The following is a 16,113-nucleotide window of genomic DNA, read 5'->3' as shown; positions in this document are numbered from 1 at the left end:
CGCGCTGCGGGCTGGGGTGGGAACGACAGCGGCCCCGCGACCTCATCGGGTCGCGGGGCCGCTGCTGGTCTCGCGTGCTCAGCCGCGGGTGCGGTCGGGCTGGTGCGAGTCGGGGTGGCGCATCTGGGAGCGAGCCCGCTCCATCTCGCGCGCCATGTCACCCAGCCAGCGAACCAAACCAGCCATCGGGGCCTCCACTACAGAAAACGAAGGGAATTGATGCGATGACGGCGCGCTTGCTCGCTGTCAAGCCCCCGGGTCCCGCAAGACCCCGCTCTCCGGGCGAGTCAAACCGTCTCATTGATTACATCGCCGCAGGTCGCTGCAGTGTTTCCACCGTCGCATAACGAACCCGTAACGACAATGACGGTTGTGTCACCCACCACCGGGTGAAGACCACCTCAGCCCGGATGCGCCCCGACCGCATCCCGCAGCTCACCGGCCACCGACATGTCCGACTGCCGCGCGCAGTGCGCGCAGCAGAAGAACCGCCCGCTGGCCTCCACGCCGTGCCCCAAGATCCGGCACCCGCAGTGCTCGCACTGCGGAGCCAACCGCTGCGCGGCGCACTCGAAGGAATCAAACGTGTGCACCCCACCGCTGACGGTGTGCACCTGAAAGCTCATCCAGTAGTCGTTCCCGCAGACCTCGCAGGTCCCCATGACACCTACACCCCTTCACGCGGCGACGGCCATCGACACGCACGAGCATGCGTGCGCAGCAATACCTCGGCAACCGCGGAGCAGCGCGAAGACCCCGAGACCCCACCACCGGTGTGCCAGCATGATCCACGCCCGCACCACCGCCCCCAGGGGAGCCGCCCCATGCACGACGACCGCCGGATCATCGAACAACGCCTCGACCGCGTCCTGCACCAGCGCCTGCACCCCGCCCAGCACACCGACACCCGCCCCCTCGAGATCGCCGTGTGGCACACCCCGGGCGAACCCGTCGACGTCGCCGAAGCCCTCGCCGCCGACTACCAACCCGCCGAACTCGGCCACCCCTGGGGACCGGCCTGGGGCACCGCCTGGTTCCGCTTCACCGCCGAGATCCCCCCGCACTGGCACGGCCGCACCGTCGAAGCGCGCATCAACCTCGGCTCGCTCGACGAACGCCCCGGCTTCCAGTGCGAAGGCCTCGTCTACACCCCCGAAGGCCAGCCCCGCAAAGGCCTCAACCCGCTCAACACCCACCTCGCCCTGCCCGACACCCCCGGCAAGCACACCTTCTACGTCGAAGCCGCCGCCAACCCCGACATCCTCGGCACCCGCGGCTTCCAACCCACCGACCTGGGCACCGCACCCACCCCCGACGGCCCGCCCCTCTACCGGCTCCGACAAGCCGACCTCAGCATCCGCCACCCCGAGGTCACCGCCCTGTTCCACGACGCCCAGGTCCTCGACCAGCTCATGCGCGAACTGCCCGAGACCTCACCGCGGCGCCACGACATCCTGCGCTGCCTGGAACGCATGCTCGACGCCCTCGACCTGCACGACATCCCCGCCACCGCCACCACCGCGCGCAGCCACCTCGCGGAGGCCCTGGCCAGCCCCGCCCACCCCAGCGCCCACCAGATCTCCGCGGTCGGCCACGCCCACATCGACTCGGCCTGGCTGTGGCCCATCCGCGAAACCATCCGCAAGATCGCCCGCACCACCGCCAACGTCACCACCCTGATGGAGGCCGACCCCCAGTTCCACTTCGCCATGTCGCAGGCCCAGCAGTTCGACTGGCTCAAAACCCACCACCCAGCGCTGTTCGAACGCCTCCGCGGCCACGTGGCCACCGGCCAATTCGTCCCCACCGGCGGCATGTGGGTCGAATCCGACACCAACATGCCCGGCGGCGAAGCGCTGGCCCGCCAGCTGATCACCGGCAAGCGCTTCTTCCTCGACGAACTCGGCATCGAAACCCGCGAGGTCTGGCTGCCCGACTCCTTCGGCTACTCCGCGGCCCTGCCCCAACTGATCACCCACTCCGGCTCCCGCTGGTTCCTCACCCAGAAGCTCTCCTGGAACCAGACCAACCGCTTCCCGCACCACACCTTCCACTGGGAAGGCATCGACGGCACCCGCGTGCTCACCCACTTCCCACCCGCCGACACCTACAACGCCGAAGTCACCGGCGCCGAACTCGCCCGCGCCCAGAACAACTTCCGCGAAGCCGGCCGCGCCCGCCGCTCCCTGCTGGCCTTCGGCCACGGCGACGGCGGCGGAGGCCCCACCCGCGAGATGCTCGAACGCGCCCACCGCACCCGAAACCTCGAAGGCTCACCCCAGGTCCACCTGCACACCCCCGAGGAGTTCTTTACCGCCGCCGAAGCCGACCACCCCCGACCCGCCGTGTGGTCCGGCGAGCTCTACCTCGAAGCCCACCGCGGCACCTACACCTCCCAAACCCGCACCAAACAAGGCAACCGGCGCAGCGAACACCTCCTGCGCGAAGCCGAGCTGTGGGCGGCCACCGCAGCGATCTCAACCGAGCACCCCTACCCGCACGAGCAGCTCGACCGCATCTGGAAACAAGTCCTGCTCAACCAGTTCCACGACATCCTGCCCGGCTCGTCGATCGCCTGGGTCCACCGCGAAGCCGAAGCCACCTACGCCCGCATCGCCACCGAGCTCGACGAGATCATCACCACCGCCCAGCGCGCACTCGCCGGCCACGGCACCACCCCGATCACCTTCAACGCCGCACCCCACGCCCGCCACGGCGTCCCCGCGCTCGGCTCGGCCACCACCGCACCACCCGAGCACACCGCACCCCAACGCCACCCCGACGGCACCACCACCCTCGACAACGGCCACATCCGCGCCACCATCGACACCCGCGGCCTGCTGACCTCGATCCACGACCACCACGCCGACCGCCAAGCCCTCGCCGCACCCGCCAACCTCCTGCAACTGCACCCCGACCACCCCAACGCCTGGGACGCCTGGGACATCGACGGCTTCTACCGCAACACCACCCACGACCTCACCGACACCGACGGCATCGAACTGCACCCCGACGCCGTGCTCGTGCACCGCAGCTTCGGCCGCTCCACCCTCACCCAAACCCTGCGCCTGCCCACCGACGCACCACGCATCGACATCACCACCGACATCGACTGGCACGAGAGCGAAAAACTCCTCAAAGCCGCCTTCCCCCTCGACGTCCACGCCGACCGCAGCGCCGCCGAAACCCAATTCGGCCACGTCATGCGCCCCACCCATACCAACACCTCCTGGGAGGCCGCCCGCTTCGAGATCTGCGCCCACCGCTACCTGCACGTCACCGAACCCGGATACGGCCACGCCCTGATCAACGACTCCACCTACGGCCACGACGTCACCCGCCACACCCGCACCGACGGCGCAACCACCACCACGGTGCGCCCCTCGCTGCTGCGCGCACCCCGATTCCCCGACCCCGACACCGACCACGGCCACCACACCCTGCGCCACAGCCTGCTCATCGGCGCCGACATCCCCGACGCCGTCCGCGAGGGCTACCACCTCAACCTGCCCACCCGCACCACCACCGGCCACCGCAGCACCCCACCCCTGATCACCCTCGACAACCCCCACGTCATCGCCGAGAGCGTCAAGCTCGCCGACGACCGCACCGGCGACCTCGTCGTGCGCCTCTACGAATCCCGCGGCGCACAAGCCCGCACCCACCTGACCACCAGCTTCCCCGCAGCCAGCATCACCCGCACCGACCTGCTCGAACGCCCCACCCACACCCCCGAAGACCCCGGCGGGCAGCAGCACCTGCGCCCCTTCGAGATCCGCACCCTGCGCATCACCCGCGCCTGAACGCACCCTGCCCCCCGCGCAGCGCGGGGGGCAGGGCAGCGGTGCGGCCATCACCCCAACAACGACCGCCACAGCACCCCGTCGACCACCCCCGAGACCGCCACGCCCCGCACGCCCTGGAACTCGCGCACCGCGGCCAGCATCCCCGCCCCGAAGACACCGTCGACGGCCACCGACACCCCGCGCCGACCCAGCAGCACCTGCGCCGCGCGCACCGCATCACCCGAAGCACCCCGCGCCAGCACCGGAGTCACCAGCTCCCAGGCCAGCCCGCCGAACAACCCCGGCTCGGCCACCCGCGAGGCCGAGCACGACGGCCCCACCGCACCCCGGCGCCGCACCACCTCACCAGCAGCCCGCTGCGTGCCCGCACCGAACGCGCCGTCCACCGGCACCGCGAACCCCGCGGCCCGCAACAACCACTGCAACGCCGACACCCGCGCACCGGCCTCACCGGGACGCACCAGCGGCCAGCTCACCGGCTGCACCACCGACACCCCCGCCCGCGCGGCCACCGCCTCGCGCAGCTCCGGCAACCGCGCGTAGAGCACATCACCCGGGCACGCCGTGGCCATGTGATCCCGGTGCCCGTAGATCGCCCCGGCCTCGATGCCGTACTGCGAAACCATGTAGGAGCACAGCTCCACCAGCGAGTCCCACAGCGCCGAGGGGACCTCCGCCTCGGTGTAGGTCCCCTCGTTCTCGATGCCCAGCGCCACCGAGTTCTGCTCACCGGCATGCGCGCCCTTGACGTGCTGGCTGCCCCCGCGCAGCGCCGCCAGCGACTCGTGCCGCCCCTCCATCAGGTACCCGCCGCGCGAGTTGGTGAAGTTCTGACCGGTGTCGACCCAGCCGTTGGAATCCATGTGGAAGGTCTGTACCTGCCTGCATAACTCGAAGGCGTGCGCCTGCGAGGTCTCCACCGCGTTGGAGGTGGCCGTGTGATGCACGATGATCTTGTCCGGCTTCGAGTCCAGCACCTCGATCGAGCCCGCCGCGTCCCGCGCGTCCCATTCGGCCGTCGAGGAGATCGACGGAGCCAGCACCCGCGGCCGCGCCACCGCCGGCACCCCCGCGACCGTCACCGCCGTGGCCGCCAACCCACCGGCCAGCAGCACCCGACGCGCCACGCGCACATCTCCCAGCGTCATCATCAACTCCCGCGATCGTGTCGAAACCGGGCCGCAGCCCTCGGAATCCGACACGCTACGAGCAACGAACCAACCCCGGGCAATTCCTGGCAAAAAACCGCCATTGTTGGTCAGCAGTTCACAAACGATCAAGACGTCCAACCCGCGTCATCCCCCCACCACTCCCGCATCTCCCCACCGACCACACGAACCGGGGACAACCAGGAGTGCCCAACCATGGACCGCTTCGTCCGATTCCTGCGCCGCCAGCTCGACATCGACCTCGAACTGCTCCGGCAAGCCAGGCACGACGAAGAAACCGGGAAGACCGCCCCACCCGCAGCCGCAGCCGTGCTCACCTCGCTGCGCGGCTTCCGCGAATGCGAACTCAAAACCCGCCTGCTGACCACCCACCAGCACTGCGGCACCGGAACCGGCCCCTGCGACACCCTCAAGGAGACCTACCCCGAACAAGACGAACGAGGCTGCCCCACCAAAGCCCTCCTCGGCCTGCCCTACACCGACCGCCCCGGCTACCAGCAACGCTGGCGCCCCTGAACCACCAACACCAGGGGAGCGGTTGACCCGCACCCCGCAGCGGGTACACCCGGGGTGCCGACGCCGCGCACGCCCCACCGAGGTGATCCGCATGGCCAACAACACCAGCCAACCGGTCATGGCCGGCTTCGACGGATCCGAAGCCTCCCGCACCGCGGTCCGCTGGGCCGCGCAGGAAGCCTCCAGCCGAGCCGCACCGCTATCCCTGGTGCACGTCCTGGCACGCCCCTTCGAACACTCCATCCCGATGCGGCTGCCCGACCAGGACCACCTCCTCGACACGCTGCGCAGCACCATCAGCCGAGAACTCGACGCCCTGGAGCAAACCTGCCGGGAGATCGACACCGACCTCGACATCGACAAGCGCATCCCCTTCGGCGACGCCGCCGACGTCCTCAGCGAACTGGCCAGCGACGCCCAGCTCATGGTCCTCGGCGGCCCCCTCGTCGGATCCCGCACCGACCAGCTGGGCATCACCGCCGCCGAAGTCATCGCCCGCCGCGCCAAAGCCCCCATCGCCGTCATCCGCGGCGAACCCGACGCACCCGCCCAAGCACCCGTGGTCGTGGGCATCGACGGCTCCACCGTCAGCGACCACGCCATCGGCTTCGCCTTCGAACACGCCTCCCGCCACAACCGCCCCCTCATCGGCGTGCACGCCTGGAGCGACTCGACGTTCAACCCCTTCCACGCCGGCGACGACGAACGCCGCAACCGATCCCGCGACCACGCCCGAGAACTGCTCACCGAATGGCTCACCGAATGGAGCCAGCACTACCCGGACGTCCAGCTCCAGCACGCAGTCGGCGCCGACCAACCCGCACACGCCCTGCTCGAACACGCCGAAGGCGCAGCCCTGCTGGTCATCGGCAGCCACGGACGCGGCCCGGTGCGCCGAACCCTGCTCGGATCGGTCAGCCACGCCGTGGTCAACCAGGCCAACTGCCCCGTGGCGATCCTGCCCGCCCACACCACCTGACGACCCCGGCCAGCACCACCGCCGCTCAACCGCGCCGCGCCACCTCCGCGCTGAGCACCTCCGACTCGTGACGAGCGCGAACGCGCCCCAACACCGCCGTGGTCACCGCGTGCGCCACCGCCAGCACCAGCAGCAGCACCCCGATCCGGCCCACCAACGTCTCCGGCGCACTGCCCAGATCCATCGGCACCACGGCCAGCAACGCCACCAACCCCAGCGCACCCAGGTGAAACACCACCGTGACCAGCTGATTCATCGGCCCCGCGTTCTCCCCGAGCTCGCGCAAGTAAGCCGTCCCGCTGCGCCGCAACAAGTGACCGTCCACGACCACCAGCAACGCACCGGAGAGCAGGAAAACCAACAACGAAGTCATCGCAGAAACTCCTTTCCCCGCCCGCGGCCCTACCCGAAGATCGACGACCCGCAAACGCCCGTCCACCGAACGCAGCAGACCCACGCCCGAACCCCATTCCCCGACAATTCCGCCCGAACAATCCCCGCGACGAACCCAACGCATTCCACAACAACACCGATCAGTGATCCTGGGCACACCGAGCCCGCCAACACCACCACACCTCACCCCCGGTCGACGCCCTCACCAGGGAAAACACGCGCCGAACCCGCAACCGCGCACCCGTTGGAAAGCAACGCCTATCAACCCATAGGCCACAGCTCTTTGACTTCACCCCAACGGCGACCAAAGCTGACCAACGCTGCGATTCGCCATCCACCGCGACGCACCGACGAACGCGCGAGAACAGGGGACTGGCCACACCATGACCGGAACGCAAGACCCGGCAGACGACCTCTCGGTAACCCCACCGAAGAAATGGGCCACCGGCCTGCCCGCCGTGGCCCACGCGCTGCAGTACTCGCTCACCCAAACCTCACCGCGCCGCACCGCCCTGACCCTGTTCAACCTCAACCAGGGCAACGGCATCGACTGCCCCGGCTGCGCTTGGCCAGACCCCGACCCCAAGCACCGGCCGATGAACGAGTACTGCGAGAACGGTGCCAAGCACGTCAACGACGAGGCCACCTCGCACCGCATCACCCGGGACTTCTTCCGCCAGCACTCCGTGACCGAACTCGACCAGAAGTCCGACCGCTGGCTCAACCAGCAAGGCCGCCTGACCGAACCCATGATCAAGCGCTCCGACTCGGACTTCTACGAGCCGATCAGCTGGGACGACGCCCTCGACCTCATCGCCGGGCAACTGCGCGAGCTCGACTCGCCCGACGAAGCCCTCTTCTACACCTCAGGCCGGCTCAGCAACGAAGCCGCCTTCCTGCTGCAGCTGTTCGCCCGCGCCTACGGCACCAACAACCTGCCCGACTGCAGCAACATGTGCCACGAGTCCAGCGGCTCGGCCATGCAGGAAACCCTCGGCATCGGCAAGGGCAGCGTCAGCCTCGACGACCTGCACCACTCCGACCTGATCTTCGTCATCGGCCAGAACCCCGGCACCAACCACCCCCGGATGCTCTCCGCCCTGGAGAAGACTAAGGCCAACGGCGGCGAAGTCGTCGCGATCAACCCGCTGCCCGAAGCCGGCCTGATGCGGTTCAAAAACCCCCAGAAGATCCGCGGCGTCCTCGGCCGCGGCACCGCCATCGCCGACCAATTCCTGCAAATCCGCCCCGGCGGCGACCTCGCCCTGTTCAAAGCCCTCAACCTGCTGCTGCTCGAAGCCGAAGACGCCGCACCCGGCACCGTGCTCGACCACCAGTTCATCCAGCAGCACACCACCGGCTTCGACGAGTTCGCCCGCCAAGCCCGACAGCTGTCCTGGGACCAGGTCCACGCCGCGACCGGACTCACCCGCGAGGAAATCGAACGAGTCCGCGACCGCGTGCTGGCCAGCAACAGCGTCATCGCCTGCTGGGCCATGGGACTCACCCAGCAGAAGCACGGCGTCGCCACCATCCGCGAAATCGTCAACTTCCTCATGCTCCGCGGCAACATCGGCAAACCCGGCGCAGGCGTGTGCCCCGTGCGCGGACACAGCAACGTCCAGGGCGACCGAACCATGGGCATCTGGGAACGCATGCCGCAAACCTTCCTCGACGCACTGCAACGCGAATTCGACTTCAACCCACCGCGCGAACACGGCTGGGACTCCGTGGACTCCATCCGCGCCATGCTCGACGGCCGCGCGCGCCTCTTCCTCGGCGTGGCGGGCAACTTCGTCCGCGCCACCCCCGACAGCGACATCACCGAGAAGGCGATGCGCCAGTGCAAGCTCACCGCCCACATCTCCACCAAGCTCAACCGCTCCCACACCGTCTGCGGCGAAACCGCCCTCATCCTGCCCACCCTCGGCCGCAGCGACCGCGACGTGCAGAACGGCATCGAGCAGTTCGTCACCGTCGAAGACTCCATGAGCATGGTCCACGCCTCCCGCGGCCGCCTCGAACCAGCCTCCGACCACCTGCTCAGCGAAGTCGCGATCCTCTCCCGCCTCGCCCGCCGCACCCTCGGCGACCAACCCGACATCCCGTGGGAGCAGTTCGAGACCGACTACGACACCATCCGCGACCGGATCTCCCGCGTCGTCCCCGACTTCCAGGACTTCAACCACCGAGTGGCCGACCCCGCCGGATTCGCGCTGCCCAACCCCGTCAACCGCGGCGAATTCCGCACCCCCAGCGGCAAAGCGGTGTTCAGCTCCAACGCCTTCGAAATGCTCGAACCCCCCGAAGGCCACCTGATCCTGCAATCCCTGCGCTCCCACGACCAGTGGAACACCATCCCCTACGCGATGGACGACCGCTACCGCGGCATCCACAACGCCCGCCGCATCGTCCTGGTCAACCCCGACGACCTCCACGACCTCGGCTTCACCGACCGCGACCAGGTCGACCTGGTCAGCATCTGGCACGACGGCGTCGAACGCCGAGCACCCGGCTTCCGCGCCGTCGCCTACCCGACAGCCCGCGGCTCAGCAGCCGCCTACTACCCGGAGACCAACGTGCTGGTCCCGCTCGACAGCGTCGCCGACGTCAGCAACACACCCACCTCGAAGGGCATCATCGTGCGCCTGGAACCGACCACCCAGAACTGACCCCGACACCCCGCCAGGGAGGACCACCATGGGACGTGCCACGGTGCGCCGACCGGTGCTGCGCATCCGCGGCGACAACCACACCCGGCGCCCCGACACCCTCGCCGCCGAAGAACCCATGGAAATCCGCCTCGACGGGCGCCCCCTGACGGTCACCATGCGCACCCCCGGCCACGACTTCGACCTCGCCACCGGATTCCTGGTCGGCGAGGGAGTGCTGCACGCCCCGACCGACCTCAGCACCATCCGCTACTGCGCGGGCACCGCCGAGGACGGCACCAACACCTACAACGTCGTCGACCTCGCACTGGCCCCCGGCATCACCGCACCCGAGGCATCACCCGAGCGCAACTTCTACACCACCTCCTCCTGCGGCGTGTGCGGCAAAGCCAGCCTCGACGCCGTGCGCACCACGACCACCTGGCCGGTGGCCGACGACCCGCTGCACATCGACCCGCAGATCCTGCCCACGCTGCCCGAACAACTGCGCGACGCGCAGCGGATGTTCGACAGCACCGGAGGCCTGCACGCCGCCGCGCTGTTCACCCCCGAAGGCCACCTCATCAGCGCGCGCGAGGACGTGGGACGGCACAACGCCGTGGACAAGGTCATCGGCCAGGCGCTGCGCGACGACCGGCTACCGCTGCGCCAGACCATCCTCATGGTCAGCGGACGGGCCTCCTTCGAACTCGTCCAGAAGGCCATCATGGCCGGCATCCCCGCCCTGGCAGCCGTGTCAGCCCCCTCTTCGCTGGCCGCCGAACTCGCCGCCGACGCCGGCCTCACCCTGATCGGCTTCCTGCGCGGCGACTCCATGAACGTCTACACCGCAGCGCAGCGGCTGAGCCCGCGCGCAGCCGCGTGAGCAGCCCGGCCCGCTCGACCGCGAAGTCCCCACCGCCACCAGCAGCGATCGTGTGGTCGAATGGGCCATGCAGTTTCGCCAGCTCGAGTACTTCGTCGCGCTCGCTCGGGAACGCCACTTCGCACGCGCCGCCAGCGCCTGCCACGTCTCCCAACCCGCGCTGTCCGAAGCCATTCGCAAGCTGGAGCAGGAGCTCGGCGTTCCGCTGGTCCGCCGCGGGCACACCTTCGAGGGCCTGACCTCGGAGGGGGAGCGGCTCGTGCTGTGGGCCAGGCGAATCCTGGCCGAGCACGACAGCCTCAAGCACGAGGTCACCGCGCTGCAAACCGGCCTCGCCGGCCGGCTCCGCCTCGGCGTGATCCCGGCGGCCTCGGGCACCGTGGCCCTGCTGACCGACCCGTTCTGCACCGAGCACCCGCTGGTGACCATCCAGCTGGAAACGAGCCTGCGCTCGGCGGAGATCGTCGAACGCATCCGGCGCTTCGAACTCGACGCGGGCGTGATCTACTCCAGCGACCAGGACCTGGAGGACATCGCGGTCACCCCGCTCTACGAGGAGGAGCACGTCCTGGTCGGCAACGCCGAGCTGCTCGCGGGTTACGCCGAGACGGTCAGCTGGCCCGACGTGCTCGAACTGCCGATGTGCCTGCTGGACGGGGGAATGCGCGGCAGGCAGCTCATCGACGACGCGATGGCCGCGCGCGAGCTGGCGATCACGCCCCGGCTCGAGACGGACTCGTTCGTGTCCCTGCTCGCGCACGTGGGGACCGGCCGGTGGGCGAGCATCGTGCCCCGGGCGTGGATCCAGGTGCTGCGTCCGCCGGAAGGCACGCGCGTGCTGCGCCTGGAACCGTCGATGACGGCCTCGATCGCCCTGGTCACCAGCGCGGCCGAACCCCGCCCGGTGCTCGTGCGAGCGTTCGAGCGGACCGCCGAGAACGCCTGGCCCGGACGGGGCAGCGCCTGAAGCCCGCGAGCCCCGGGCACAGGGGAGAGGTGGCCGCCCGGGAGGGCCGAGGGCATCGAGGGGAGCGGCGAACCGCGGTGGCTGGGCGCCAGCGATGGGCGAGGAGTCTCCGGGCGTTGCGACGGGTCGCGGCCGCGGTGTCCTGGTGCCAGCTCGCGAAGTTGATCTCGGAGGGAGATCATCAAAATGATGGATAATGTACGTTATCCACGAAACTTGGACCTGGGGAAGCGGTCAGGGGCGGCCGGGGGCGAGGGGACTTGACCGATGTCTCGCGCCTCGCCGCCTGACGGACGACCAGCGAGCAACCACGCCGCACACACGCGCTGCGGAACAACTCCGCTGCGCGCGCCGCAGTTCGACAGAAGGCAGCGCGCAACGCCCGCAGCGGGCATCGCCGAGTCGTTGATCAAGATCGCGAACGCCTCGCGTCGCACTGCGTTCCAGGTCCAGATCGACCAACCCCAATCCGTCACAGTGACGTTAACAGCGGTGTGGCCCCGGAGGTGAGCAGCAGGGGCTAGAGGGTCGACTTCGGGAATGAGCGCCCGCACGGCGAACGAGACGGCCCAGCGCGAGACGTCGCCGGCATCGCCGGTCTGCGCGCACCCAGCGGGTGGTCGCGTGCGCGGACCGGACCCGCCAACCGTCACCCGAGCGCCCGCCGACGCCACACCTTCGACCCGTCCGCGCGCAGGCCTCTGCAGCGTGCGCGCGATGCCCGATGCGCCCAGCTGACAACCACTCTCGTGCAGCTGCGCCGAAGTGCGCTGAAATCCGATAATGTACATTATGTTAAGTTAATGGTTTGCGGGCGGAATGAGACGGCCAAGCGGCCATCCCCTCTGCCTCGATCGATCCGCGCACGGCGGTCCGCTGTTGGCCGCAACGATCCGTGCTGGGGTGAACCGAACGCCGATGGCCAGCCGAGCTGTGCGCTGACTTCTGAAGTGGCATGCCGAACCGTTCAGCGCTGCTCGGCGGATCACCTCGCGCCCGAGCGTCCACGCACCAGCGCGGGCGCGAACGACGAAGGCTGTTCGAACCATCGGCTAGGTCGCGTCGAGCGCGTTGAGGAGGCATCGGTACGTCGCGTCCTCCCCCAGGCCTGTCGTGTCGATCCGGACCGCACCGGGACGCCGGGTCAAGTACTCGTCCAGGTGACCCAGGATTCGTTCGATCAAGTCGGAATCGGGGTCCTCCAGCGCGGCTTGGATTCGCACCTCCACTTCGCTGGTGGGGTGCTTGCCCCGCAGGCGTTGCCTGTGCTCGCGGTCGTCGACGACGAGGGCGACCTCGACGAATGCGGCGCCTGCTGCGCGAGATGCTGATTCGAGGGCCGGGTCCGGTTGGCGGTCGTGAACCGTCACCAGTTGCGGGAAGATGACGTCGCATCCGGCGCGCAGGTGGCGCGTGGCCAGCGCCCGCCCGTGGTCTCGCGCCGTTTCCAGCGCAGCGGGGAAGTTCTCCTGCCACCCGCCGATCAGCCCGGTGAGCACGTCCAGATCGAGCACGAGCGTGCCGGGATGGCCGTCGGCGTAGCGGCGGGCGAGCGTCGACTTCCCCACGCGCGAGGGCCCGTTGAGGTGGATCAGTCGTGCCATGGCGCGCCCCCGTTCGCGGTCTCCGACACGCGGACGAGCTCGTGGTCCTCCATCCCGCCTCCGCCCGCGACGGTCACCGAGGTGGCGAAGCTGAGCACGTCCACGAGGTCGGCTCGTGCAACCGCGGCGTCGAAGTCGTCCCGCACGAACAGATCGGCCATTCGCGCATCGTAAGTACCCCGCCGCTACCCCACCCGGCCCGGGCTCAGCCGGGGCCAGGTGGGCTGGGGGTCGGCTAGAGGCGCTTGCCCGCTCGGTGGGCCTCGCGGCACTCGCGGCAGTTGGTGTCACCGATGATCCAGTGTGCCTCGAAGGCGCGGTGTTCGAACTTCTCGCCGCAGAGGGTTTTCGCGTGGCTGTCCCACCACGACACCTTCACCTTGTGCCTGGGTCCCCGGGTGGTGATCTCGACCATGAGCGGTTCCTCCTCGGGCTCAGCTAGGTACCCCGATTGAGGGTTGCAGCCTGATAATGACTGCTCGGCGTGACTAACTGGTAGTGCTCTTCGACTAATGGTCACCTTGAACGGCGAACGGTTCGCCCGGGTCAGCGGATGTGATCACTGACAGTAGGTTCGTGTTGGTCGTGCACCGGGTGTCGCTGGGGTGCGAGGACCATCGTGGCCAGGAGCCCTGTGGCCGACCGGCCAGCGGGGTGGGTGTTCGCGGCCTAGGGTGCCGGGCATGGCGCTGAAGCGGATGGACAACGTGCTCGTCGTCGTCGAGGACATCGACGCGGCCATCGAGTTCTTCGTGGAGCTGGGCATGGAGCTCGAAGGGCGCACGGCGATCGAGGGGCGGTGGGCGGACCGCGTGATCGGCATCGATGGCGCCCGCTCGGAGATCGCGATGATGCGCGTCCCGAACGGGAACGGCCGGCTGGAGCTGACGACGTTCCACTCGCCTGCGCCGATCCGGTCGGAACCCGCGGATGCGCCGGTGAACGCCTTGGGGATCCGCAGGCTCATGTTCGCCGTGGACGATCTCGACGAGGTCCTCCCCCGGCTTCGCGCGCGCGGTGCCGAGCTCGTCGGCGAGGTGGTGCGCTTCGAGGACGTCTACCTGCTGTGCTACGTGCGGGGTCCGGAGGGAATCATGATCGGGCTGGCCGAGGAGCTCGGGTGACCTGGCGGTGACCGACCGAACCGCTGGCGGCGATGAGTTCTGCGCCCTCGCCGGATCTGCACGTGCGGCGGACGGCGAGAAGGAGGTCGACGGTGCGTTCGATCACGGCGACGGTGTTCGTCACGCTCGATGGTGTCGTGCAGGGGCTCGGTCGGGCCGACGAGGACACCCGCGGTGGTTTCGCGCACGGTGGTTGGGGTTTGCGGTACGACGACGAGGTCATGGCCCGGTCGGGCGACCTGCTGTTCGGCCGCAGCACCCGGGAGGACTTCCGCGAGGTGTGGGGCCGAGCGCGGGACGGCAACCCGTTCAGCGCGCGGATGAACGCGGCGACCAAGTACGTCGTGTCGAGGCCGTCTCCCGACGTGGGTTCGTGGCAGGACTCGGTGCTGCTCGCCGGTGAGGCGGTCGAGACCGTGGCCGAGCTGACGGCGCCGCCGGGAAGGGATCTGTCGATCAACGGCAGCGCGTCGCTGGTGCGCGGCTTGCACGCGGTTGGGCTGATCGACCGCTTAACGTTCCTGATCCGCCCGGTGACGCTGGGCTCGGGCAGGCGGTTGTTCGAGGGGCCTGCGCCGCGGCCGAGTTCGAGCTCACCAGGAGCGTCACGACCGGCAAGGGCGTGATCATCGCGCACTGCGCGCGTCGCTAGGGTGCCCCGCTCCCCTGCCGTCGGGTCTGGTCGGTGGCTGCCCGGCGTCACATGAGCGGCCGCGGGTTCGTCGTTCGGGGTGGATTCGGTCGTCCGGTGATGGGGGTCGGTTGTGTGGTGCGCAGGTGTGGTCGTGGTGGCGGCGCTGTTGTGCGCGGTTGCGTCGGTGGCGGATCTGGCGGGTTGGCGGTATCCGCTGCGCGAGGCGAATCGCAATGGTGTTTCCCGGTGGTGGGTTCGGCCGTTGGGGGTGGTGTTGGGTGCTGGGGCGGTGGGGTTGGTGACCGGTTTGGTGGTGCCGGTGGTGGGTGTGGTGGCCGCGGCGGGGTTGGTGGTGCACGTGCGGGCGCGCAACTGGGATGTGCGTGGGTGGGCGGTGTTCTTCGCGGCGTCGGTGGGTGCGTTGGTGTGCTCGTGGTGAGGTCGCAGGTCGGCAGGTTCGAGTTCGGGCTGGTCGCAGAGATCGGGTGATCGCTCGGGGGTGGTGCGGTGGGTCAGGTGGTGGTGCGCCAGATCGAGATGTGCTGGGTGCTGTCTTCGGTGAATCGGGTGCGGTTCCAGTCGGCCCAGCGGTGGGTGAGCGTCATTCCGGCGATGCGTGCCATGAGGTCGAGTTCGGCGGGCCAGGCGTAGCGGAAGGGGATGCTGCGGAATTCGCCGCGTCCGTCGGGTGTGACGGTGATGTGGTTCGAGGTGAACTGCTGGGTGACGACGTCGTAGTGGTCGAATCCGGCGTATCGGTGGTCGTCGCCGCTGGTTTCGAGGTGGAACGGGACGGTGTTCTGGCCGGGTGGCAGGTGGCGCAGGTCGGGGACGCCGACTTCGATGAGGAAGTGGCCGCCGGGTCGGAGGTGCGCGGCGGCGTTGCGGAAGACCTCGACCTGGCCGTGCTGGGTGGTGACGTTGTTGATCGTGTTGAACACGAGGTAGACCAGGGAGAAGGTGCCGGGCACTCGGGTGGTGGTCATGTCGCCGATGGTGACGTCGATGGTTTCCCCGCCGGGTTTGCTGCTGATGCGGGCGGCCATGGCGCGGCTGAGTTCGATGCCGCTGACGGGGATGCCGCGGGTGGCCAGCGGTGCCGCGATGCGGCCGGTGCCGATGGCGAATTCGAGGGCGGGGCCGTCGGCGAGCTCGGCGAGGAGGTCGACGGCGGGGGTGATGGTTTCGGGCGTGTTGGCGCCGCCGGGGTTGTCGTAGTCGGAGGCGATGCTTTCGGGGAACCAGCCGTCTGCGGGGTCGTCCGCGCTCGTGGTCATGGGAGTGGACGGTACGTCGGTCGCCGACCGTTCTCAGCTGGTTTTCCGGGTGGGGTCGGGGCCTGTTGTCGGGCACCGCTCCCCTGCTGTTTGCGGGTGTCGCGTCG

The 16,113-nt window shown here is 69.2% G+C and carries 16 protein-coding genes; 9 read left to right on the top strand and 7 right to left on the bottom strand.

The window, feature by feature from the left end:
* Positions 1-401 precede the first annotated feature (401 nt).
* Positions 402-662: a Prokaryotic metallothionein gene (locus ACFQRI_RS02905; protein WP_380664074.1), complete on the bottom strand. Its 261-nt coding sequence runs from the start codon at positions 660-662 to the stop codon at positions 402-404.
* A 162-nt stretch (positions 663-824) separates the two neighbouring features.
* Between ACFQRI_RS02905 and ACFQRI_RS02900 the strand changes: the two genes are divergently transcribed.
* Positions 825-3,803, top strand: a complete 2,979-nt coding sequence (locus ACFQRI_RS02900; protein WP_380664072.1) for an alpha-mannosidase — start codon at positions 825-827, stop codon at positions 3,801-3,803.
* Between the two features lie 50 nt (positions 3,804-3,853).
* On the opposite strand, the gene ACFQRI_RS02895 is transcribed toward ACFQRI_RS02900, so the two are convergent.
* Positions 3,854-4,954, bottom strand: coding sequence for a peptidoglycan recognition protein family protein (locus ACFQRI_RS02895; RefSeq protein WP_380664070.1), 1,101 nt, complete (start codon positions 4,952-4,954; stop codon positions 3,854-3,856).
* Between the two features lie 216 nt (positions 4,955-5,170).
* Here ACFQRI_RS02895 and ACFQRI_RS02890 point away from each other — a divergent pair, with 216 nt between their 5' ends.
* Positions 5,171-5,491, top strand: a complete 321-nt coding sequence (locus tag ACFQRI_RS02890) for a DUF6221 family protein (protein WP_380664068.1) — start codon at positions 5,171-5,173, stop codon at positions 5,489-5,491.
* 91 nt (positions 5,492-5,582) lie between these two features.
* Entirely contained in the window at positions 5,583-6,470 is an 888-nt protein-coding gene (locus ACFQRI_RS02885; RefSeq protein WP_380664066.1) for a universal stress protein, read from the top strand.
* Between the two features lie 25 nt (positions 6,471-6,495).
* Here ACFQRI_RS02885 and ACFQRI_RS02880 read toward each other — a convergent pair whose 3' ends face one another.
* Positions 6,496-6,843 (bottom strand): hypothetical protein, encoded by a 348-nt coding sequence (locus tag ACFQRI_RS02880; protein ID WP_380664064.1) that lies wholly within the window; start codon positions 6,841-6,843, stop codon positions 6,496-6,498.
* Positions 6,844-7,246: 403 nt separating this feature from the next.
* On the opposite strand from ACFQRI_RS02880, the gene ACFQRI_RS02875 reads away from it, so the two are divergent.
* From ACFQRI_RS02875 to ACFQRI_RS02865, 3 genes are all read left to right on the top strand, one after another.
* Complete coding sequence (locus ACFQRI_RS02875) at positions 7,247-9,535, top strand: FdhF/YdeP family oxidoreductase (protein WP_380664062.1); 2,289 nt, start codon at positions 7,247-7,249, stop codon at positions 9,533-9,535.
* 28 nt (positions 9,536-9,563) lie between these two features.
* Positions 9,564-10,400 carry a formate dehydrogenase accessory sulfurtransferase FdhD gene (fdhD, locus tag ACFQRI_RS02870; RefSeq protein WP_380664060.1) on the top strand — a complete coding sequence of 279 codons (837 nt, stop codon included), beginning with the start codon at positions 9,564-9,566 and terminating at the stop codon, positions 10,398-10,400.
* 67 nt (positions 10,401-10,467) lie between these two features.
* Positions 10,468-11,367 (top strand): LysR family transcriptional regulator, encoded by a 900-nt coding sequence (locus ACFQRI_RS02865; RefSeq protein WP_380664058.1) that lies wholly within the window; start codon positions 10,468-10,470, stop codon positions 11,365-11,367.
* Positions 11,368-12,419: 1,052 nt separating this feature from the next.
* On the opposite strand, the gene ACFQRI_RS02860 is transcribed toward ACFQRI_RS02865, so the two are convergent.
* From ACFQRI_RS02860 to ACFQRI_RS02850, 3 genes are all read right to left on the bottom strand, one after another.
* Positions 12,420-12,971 carry a P-loop nucleotide/nucleoside kinase family protein gene (locus ACFQRI_RS02860; RefSeq protein ID WP_380664056.1) on the bottom strand — a complete coding sequence of 184 codons (552 nt, stop codon included), beginning with the start codon at positions 12,969-12,971 and terminating at the stop codon, positions 12,420-12,422.
* Positions 12,959-13,132, bottom strand: a complete 174-nt coding sequence (locus tag ACFQRI_RS02855; protein ID WP_380664054.1) for a hypothetical protein — start codon at positions 13,130-13,132, stop codon at positions 12,959-12,961. Before ACFQRI_RS02855 ends, ACFQRI_RS02860 begins: the two co-directional genes overlap by 13 nt.
* Before the next feature lie 74 nt (positions 13,133-13,206).
* Positions 13,207-13,386, bottom strand: coding sequence for a hypothetical protein (locus ACFQRI_RS02850; RefSeq protein WP_380664052.1), 180 nt, complete (start codon positions 13,384-13,386; stop codon positions 13,207-13,209).
* Positions 13,387-13,654: 268 nt separating this feature from the next.
* Between ACFQRI_RS02850 and ACFQRI_RS02845 the strand changes: the two genes are divergently transcribed.
* From ACFQRI_RS02845 to ACFQRI_RS02835, 3 genes are all read left to right on the top strand, one after another.
* Positions 13,655-14,095 carry a VOC family protein gene (locus ACFQRI_RS02845; RefSeq protein WP_380664050.1) on the top strand — a complete coding sequence of 147 codons (441 nt, stop codon included), beginning with the start codon at positions 13,655-13,657 and terminating at the stop codon, positions 14,093-14,095.
* A 92-nt stretch (positions 14,096-14,187) separates the two neighbouring features.
* Positions 14,188-14,721: a dihydrofolate reductase family protein gene (locus ACFQRI_RS02840; RefSeq protein ID WP_380664048.1), complete on the top strand. Its 534-nt coding sequence runs from the start codon at positions 14,188-14,190 to the stop codon at positions 14,719-14,721.
* 159 nt (positions 14,722-14,880) lie between these two features.
* On the top strand, positions 14,881-15,168 hold the full coding sequence (locus ACFQRI_RS02835) for a DoxX family protein (RefSeq protein WP_380664046.1): 288 nt from the start codon (positions 14,881-14,883) through the stop codon (positions 15,166-15,168).
* A gap of 73 nt (positions 15,169-15,241) precedes the next feature.
* Here ACFQRI_RS02835 and ACFQRI_RS02830 read toward each other — a convergent pair whose 3' ends face one another.
* Entirely contained in the window at positions 15,242-16,006 is a 765-nt protein-coding gene (locus tag ACFQRI_RS02830; protein WP_380664044.1) for a class I SAM-dependent DNA methyltransferase, read from the bottom strand.
* Positions 16,007-16,113: the final 107 nt, after the last annotated feature.

The organism is Saccharopolyspora griseoalba (assembly GCF_042665275.1).
GTDB classification, from domain to species: domain Bacteria; phylum Actinomycetota; class Actinomycetes; order Mycobacteriales; family Pseudonocardiaceae; genus Saccharopolyspora; species Saccharopolyspora griseoalba.
Note: the sequence above shows the minus strand (reverse complement) of the source record. Positions and strands in the feature narration are given on the sequence as shown.

Coding starts and splice junctions, on each gene's coding strand:
- ACFQRI_RS02905 (WP_380664074.1), bottom strand. CDS start 662: ATGGGGACCTGCGAGGTCTGCGGGAACGACTACTGGATGAGCTTTCAG.
- ACFQRI_RS02900 (WP_380664072.1), top strand. CDS start 825: ATGCACGACGACCGCCGGATCATCGAACAACGCCTCGACCGCGTCCTG.
- ACFQRI_RS02895 (WP_380664070.1), bottom strand. CDS start 4,954: ATGACGCTGGGAGATGTGCGCGTGGCGCGTCGGGTGCTGCTGGCCGGT.
- ACFQRI_RS02890 (WP_380664068.1), top strand. CDS start 5,171: ATGGACCGCTTCGTCCGATTCCTGCGCCGCCAGCTCGACATCGACCTC.
- ACFQRI_RS02885 (WP_380664066.1), top strand. CDS start 5,583: ATGGCCAACAACACCAGCCAACCGGTCATGGCCGGCTTCGACGGATCC.
- ACFQRI_RS02880 (WP_380664064.1), bottom strand. CDS start 6,843: ATGACTTCGTTGTTGGTTTTCCTGCTCTCCGGTGCGTTGCTGGTGGTC.
- ACFQRI_RS02875 (WP_380664062.1), top strand. CDS start 7,247: ATGACCGGAACGCAAGACCCGGCAGACGACCTCTCGGTAACCCCACCG.
- fdhD (WP_380664060.1), top strand. CDS start 9,564: ATGGGACGTGCCACGGTGCGCCGACCGGTGCTGCGCATCCGCGGCGAC.
- ACFQRI_RS02865 (WP_380664058.1), top strand. CDS start 10,468: ATGCAGTTTCGCCAGCTCGAGTACTTCGTCGCGCTCGCTCGGGAACGC.
- ACFQRI_RS02860 (WP_380664056.1), bottom strand. CDS start 12,971: ATGGCACGACTGATCCACCTCAACGGGCCCTCGCGCGTGGGGAAGTCG.
- ACFQRI_RS02855 (WP_380664054.1), bottom strand. CDS start 13,132: ATGGCCGATCTGTTCGTGCGGGACGACTTCGACGCCGCGGTTGCACGA.
- ACFQRI_RS02850 (WP_380664052.1), bottom strand. CDS start 13,386: ATGGTCGAGATCACCACCCGGGGACCCAGGCACAAGGTGAAGGTGTCG.
- ACFQRI_RS02845 (WP_380664050.1), top strand. CDS start 13,655: ATGGCGCTGAAGCGGATGGACAACGTGCTCGTCGTCGTCGAGGACATC.
- ACFQRI_RS02830 (WP_380664044.1), bottom strand. CDS start 16,006: ATGACCACGAGCGCGGACGACCCCGCAGACGGCTGGTTCCCCGAAAGC.